We start from the raw sequence: 5,209 nt of genomic DNA on the forward strand, positions 1-5,209 counted from the left end.
ATTAGTATTAGTAAAGTAGGTAGTGATTTAGTGGGTCTATATCCATTTGCCTTAGATGTAATATATGAAGATGAAATAGGAGGTAAGTATTCTATAGCCTATATCAATCCAACTACTGCACAAAATTATCATGTAAATGAAAATGACCTAGTAAACATAAAAACAGAATCTGGAGAAATAACAGCAAAGATAAAAATAAATTCAGGGGTCATATCAGGAGCAATCGCTACTTTAACGGGTCTTGGAAGAGACATAGATGATGTATTTAACAAGGATATTGGAGAGAATGTATCAGATCTTTTTACCATGAAAAGAGATGAGAAAACTGGATCATTTTATTGGTCTCCAACTAATGTGAATGTTACCAAAATTTAAAGTGGAGTTAAACTATGTCAGGACTTATGCAAATTCATCACGAATTTAAAGTTAGATGGGGAATGGTCATAGACATAGATAAGTGTACAGGATGTGGTGCATGTGTTGTAGCGTGTCAGGCAGAAAACAACATACCACCAGCCACAAAGCCCTTTGATAGGTTAAGAACTGTGCATTGGTTAATTATTTACAAATTAACAAATGGAAAAACAGGCGAGGATTATGACGAGGCATATCTACCTAGGCCATGTATGCAGTGTGGAAACCCTTTGTGTGCCTCAGTTTGTCCAGTTGTAGCTACTACTAAAGATGAAGAAGGCGGAATTGTTTCCCAGATATATCCAAGGTGTATAGGTTGCAGGTACTGTATGGCGGGATGTCCTTATCATGCAAGGGTATTTAATTGGTATGATCCAGTGTGGCCAGAAGGTATGGAAAAGTCTTTAACTCCATTTGTATCCACAAGACCAAGGGGTGTAGTTGAAAAATGCACCTTCTGTCATCATAGGTTTCAACGGGCAAAGGAAAAGGCAAGGGCTGAAGGCAAAAATCCTTTAGATCTAGAAGAGGATGCATATCAGCCAGCTTGTGCTGAGGCATGTCCAACCGGGGCAATTTATTTTGGAAACTTAAATAATCCCAAACACAAGGTAGCAAAGCTCATCAAAAGTAAATATGCTTTTAGATTATTAGAAAAACTGGGAACAGAACCCCAGGTATACTACATAAGTAGGAGAAAATGGGTGAGAGAACAAGCTGATAATGAAATAAAACACCAAAAACAAAAGGGGTAAAATAATATGATAGATGAAAAATTTATCCCAGAAGGTGTAGATAGGTGCTCCTTTCCAAAGTTTATGGCCTGGATGTTTTTTTTGCTCTTGATTTTATTCATAGGCATCATTGCAGCCATAAAGATTTTATGGAAAGGGCTAGGAGTTACAGGTCTTAATAATTACTTTGGATTTGGCCTCTGGATAACCTTTGATCTTGCTGTAATCGCCCTTGGAGCTGGTGCATTTTTCAGTGGATTTTTGAGATATATCCTGAGGATAGATGAGCTAAAACACATTATAAACCTTGCTGTTATAATAGGATTTTTGTGTTATTCAGGAGCAATGATGATCTTGGCCCTGGATATTGGACAACCACTACGGGCTTGGTTTGGTTATTGGCATCCAAATGTCCACTCAATGTTAACAGAAGTAATTTTTTGTATAACATGTTATCTCATGGTTCTCACAATAGAATATCTGCCAATTATATTGGAAAATAGACAGATAAATAAAAATCCCTTTTGTCATCATATGGCACATAATTTTCATGTATTTATGCCTTTATTTGCAGCAGTAGGTACCTTTTTGTCCTTTTTTCACCAGGGATCACTAGGTGGCATGTATGGAGTACTATTTGGAAGACCATTTGCTTTTAGGGAAGGATTTTTTATCTGGCCATGGACGTTCTTTCTATTTATTTTATCTGCAATTGCATCAGGTCCACTTTTTACAGTCTTGATATGCACTGCAATTGAAAAACTCACAAAAAAGAAATTGGTTTCATATTCAGTCAAGGACTTAATGGGGAAAATATCTGGGATATTGCTTGTTATCTATATATTTTTTAAGATCCTGGATACCTATGGCTGGGCAACGGGAATACTCCCTAAAATGGGATTTACCTTTGATCAAATGTATAATGAGGTTTATGGAAAATGGCTCCTTTGGACAGAGATTGTGATATGCGGGGTTATACCTGCTATTATGTTGATTATCCCTAAGATACGAAAAACACCTGCACTTCTCTATATTGCTGGAATACTCACATGTACAGGAATAATAATAAATAGGTTTGTTTTTACTGTACAGACCCTTGCAATACCAGTTTTACCCTTTGATAAGTGGTATGTATATATACCAAATTGGACAGAATGGGCAACATCAGTTATGGTAATTGCCTACGCTGCAATTATAATCTCTCTCTCTTACAGATACCTGCCTGTATTTCCCCAGGAGAAATATTTAAATAGCAAATAAGAATTAAATTACTGAAAATAATTATTAAGCATTAAGGGGCGAATAAATCGCCCCTTCATATATTTATTAAAGGTGTGAGGTGTTATGTATGAAAAAAAAGATAGTTGATAATCTTATATTGCCAGGAGAGGGAATTGATACCCATGCCCATTTAGATCTTGAAAACTTTTCTGAAGATTTAGATGAAGTAATAAAAAGGGCTGAATTAAAAGGAGTAATATATATTGTAAATGTATTTTTAGACATAGACTCATATAATAACAAAAGAAAATTATTTGAAAACTATCAAAATATATATTTCACCCTTGGAATCCATCCCCATGAAGCGTCTAAAGTAGATGAAAAAGATATAAACAGTATGATAGAAATATTCAAACAGGATTCAAGATTAAGGGCAGTTGGCGAAGTTGGGCTTGATTTTTATAGAAATTATTCTTCAAAAACAGACCAGATAAAAGTATTTAAACTACAACTTGAAATTGCCAAACAATTAGATATCCCAGTAGTTATTCACTCTAGGGATGCAGAGTCAGATACATTAAAAATATTAGAAGACATGGGATTTCAAGATCGTCCATTAATATGGCATTGTTTTACAAAAGATATAGACCTTGGAGAAAAGATATTGAAAAATGGATGGATGATTTCAGTTCCAGGACCTGTTACTTTTAAAAAATCAGAAAAATTACAAATAGCAGTATCCAAAATCCCCATTGATAGAATGGTTGTTGAAACTGACTCACCCTTTTTGACCCCTCACCCTTTTAGGGGAAAGAGGAATGAGCCAGGTTATGTGGTATATACTGCAAAAAAAATAGCTGAAATAAAAGGTATTGACGTAGAAAATGCATGGAAAATATTGAGTAACAATGCAAAGGAATTTTTTAACATATGAAAAAACATTATGATTTCATTATTATAGGTTCTGGTATAATTGGGCTGACATTAGCTAAGAATCTACTTGAAAAATATCCAAACTCAAAAATAGCTGTTATAGATAAAGAGCGAGAAATAGGTTTTCATGCATCAGGTAGAAATAGCGGGGTTTTGCATGCAGGTTTTTATTATTCAGCAGAGTCATTAAAAGCAAAATTTACTAAGGACGGTTGTTTATATTGGAGAAAGTTTTGTGAAGAAAATAAATTGCAGATAAACAAATGCGGAAAAGTGGTTGTTTGTCAAAATGAAGAGGAGCTGAAAACTCTATATGAACTAAAAAAAAGAGGGGATAAAAATAATGTTCAGTTGTATTTAATAGACCAAAAAGAATTAGAGATGTATGAACCCAATGCAAAAACATATAAAAAGGCATTATGGTCGCCTTTAACAGCAACTATAAATCCAAAAGAGATATTAAGATTTTTAAAGAATAAGTTACAACAATCAGGAGTTGATTTTTATTTTAACACATCTTATAAGGCAAAAATAGATAATAATGCTATAAAAGCAGGTGAATATCAATTTAACTACAAAAAATTGATAAATGCCGCAGGTCTATATGCAGATGAAATTGCAAGAGATTATGGATTTGCTGAAAATTATATAATAATTCCTTTCAAAGGCATTTATTTAGAATATACCGGTCTAGATAAACCAATAAAAACCAATATATATCCTGTTCCAAATATAAAAAATCCATTTTTAGGGGTGCATTATACAATCAAAGTGGATGGTACTATAAAAATAGGTCCTACAGCAATTCCAGCATTTTGGAGGGAAAATTACAAGGGCTTAGATAGGTTTAAAATAAATGAATTTTTTGAGATATTAAAGTGGGAAGGAATACTTTTTTTGACAAATTCATTTGGATTTAGGAATTTAACCTTTGAAGAGATTAAAAAATATAATAAAAACTATCTAATTAATCAGGCACTAAAATTGGTAAAAAATATAAATAGATCAAATTTCAATAAATGGGGAGCTCCAGGAATTAGAGCCCAGTTATTAGACATCAAGACAAGAAAATTGGTAATGGATTTTAAAGTCCAAGGAGATAATACATCTGTCCATATATTAAACGCAGTATCACCTGCCTTTACAGCAAGCTATCCATTTACCAAATGGGTTGTTGAAAATTATATATAAATTAACCTAACCCAAGTTTGTCAAAATAGTAACTTGGGTTAGGTTTAAATTTAGTTAAAATATCAAAAGTGCCAAAATAAAAATAGGAATACCCAAGAACATAAGTGTCATACAATAACCCATTATATCCATTGCCCTGACACCGCATATTCCAAGAAGGGGCAATGCCCAAAATGGTTGAAATAAATTAGTCCACTGATCTCCATAAGCAAGGGCCATAACTGTCTTTGGAATAGAAAAGTGAAGGGCTTCTGCGGCCTTTACAATTATAGGGCCTTGAACTGCCCATTGACCACCACTTGATGGGACAAAAAGATTTACAATGGCTGCACTAATAAATGTAAATACAGGATAAGTAGTAGTGTTAGATATTGCTACAAACCAACCAGCCATCACACCAACTAGTCCTGACAATTTCATCATCCCCATAATCCCTGCATAAAAAGGGTTAGAACACTTCCTTAAGTAGAACCTATCAAATTTTATTTATTTTTTATTGTTTTTTGCGGTTTTTTTCAAGAAAAGTTTAACTTTTTTCTTGCTATTGTAGAACCTATTTGATATAGTATTTCTATGGCACATTTGTATAAAAAGAAAATTAAAGGTAGAACCTATTGGTATTTGAGAGAAACTGTCAGAGAAGGTAAAAAGGTTAAGGTAAAATGGCAAAAGTACCTCGGCACACCTGATAGTATTCTTAAAAGACTCAAAAAAGC

General features: G+C 33.6%; 6 protein-coding genes. 5 read left to right on the plus strand and 1 reads right to left on the minus strand.

All coding sequences use genetic code 11. The features are described 5' to 3' along the window. The 5 genes from ACY2V1_RS08460 to lhgD form a co-directional block, all read left to right on the plus strand. On the plus strand, positions 1-375 hold a 375-nt coding region (locus ACY2V1_RS08460), incomplete at its 5' end, for a molybdopterin dinucleotide binding domain-containing protein (protein ID WP_461834356.1). Between the two features lie 26 nt (positions 376-401). Then, positions 402-1,169 (plus strand): menaquinone reductase iron-sulfur cluster-binding subunit QrcC, encoded by a 768-nt coding sequence (gene qrcC, locus ACY2V1_RS08465; RefSeq protein ID WP_461834360.1) that lies wholly within the window; start codon positions 402-404, stop codon positions 1,167-1,169. A 6-nt stretch (positions 1,170-1,175) separates the two neighbouring features. Next, positions 1,176-2,408: a menaquinone reductase integral membrane subunit QrcD gene (gene qrcD, locus ACY2V1_RS08470; RefSeq protein ID WP_461834357.1), complete on the plus strand. Its 1,233-nt coding sequence runs from the start codon at positions 1,176-1,178 to the stop codon at positions 2,406-2,408. A gap of 88 nt (positions 2,409-2,496) precedes the next feature. Next, a complete protein-coding gene (locus ACY2V1_RS08475) occupies positions 2,497-3,303 on the plus strand; it encodes a TatD family hydrolase (protein ID WP_461834358.1) in 807 nt (268 codons plus the stop codon). After that, on the plus strand, positions 3,300-4,493 hold the full coding sequence (lhgD, locus tag ACY2V1_RS08480; protein WP_461834359.1) for an L-2-hydroxyglutarate dehydrogenase: 1,194 nt from the start codon (positions 3,300-3,302) through the stop codon (positions 4,491-4,493). Before ACY2V1_RS08475 ends, lhgD begins: the two co-directional genes overlap by 4 nt. A gap of 54 nt (positions 4,494-4,547) precedes the next feature. Here lhgD and ACY2V1_RS08485 read toward each other — a convergent pair whose 3' ends face one another. Further along, positions 4,548-4,979 carry a TIGR00366 family protein gene (locus ACY2V1_RS08485; RefSeq protein ID WP_461834361.1) on the minus strand — a complete coding sequence of 144 codons (432 nt, stop codon included), beginning with the start codon at positions 4,977-4,979 and terminating at the stop codon, positions 4,548-4,550. Positions 4,980-5,209 lie beyond the last annotated feature (230 nt).

The sequence above is a fragment of the Desulfothermus sp. genome (assembly GCF_053993635.1).